Genomic DNA, 439 nt, shown 5'->3' with positions numbered 1-439 from the left:
GGATCGCCTCCTAAGCTTTATGACGAGTGAGCGCGGCTTAGATAACACAGAAGTCGGCAGTGGGCACAATAAAGCGCGCAACATTGCCGTGGTGGCCACCGCGAAAGATGCCACGGAAGATAAATACCTCACCTTCGGTGAATACGAAAGCACTGAATTTTATAATTTCGTCGGTAATCGTCATATTATCGAAAACCGTCACGCCATTTGGATCACAGATTTTACCGACATCAACGACAGCGTGTCGCGTCTGAAACCGTTGAAACTGGCCGATAACGTCATCTTGCTATTAATGGAAATGCACACCTTTGATGGCTATGACTACAGTGCCTACATGATGGTCAACAAAGACTTGCAAGTTCTTGTACCACTTACCCGTATGTATCAAGACATCATCTTCGCTCGCTCGGATGAATTGCGTGTTGAAAATGGCGTAGCG

General features: G+C 46.7%; 1 protein-coding gene. It reads left to right on the top strand.

Annotated features, from left to right (window positions below; translation table 11 throughout):
- A partial coding sequence (locus F8B77_RS17725; RefSeq protein WP_167512874.1) for a hypothetical protein occupies positions 1 to 439 on the top strand: 439 nt, incomplete at both ends.

This window comes from Aliivibrio finisterrensis (assembly GCF_008933155.1).
GTDB lineage: Bacteria > Pseudomonadota > Gammaproteobacteria > Enterobacterales > Vibrionaceae > Aliivibrio > Aliivibrio finisterrensis.
Note: the sequence above shows the minus strand (reverse complement) of the source record. Positions and strands in the feature narration are given on the sequence as shown.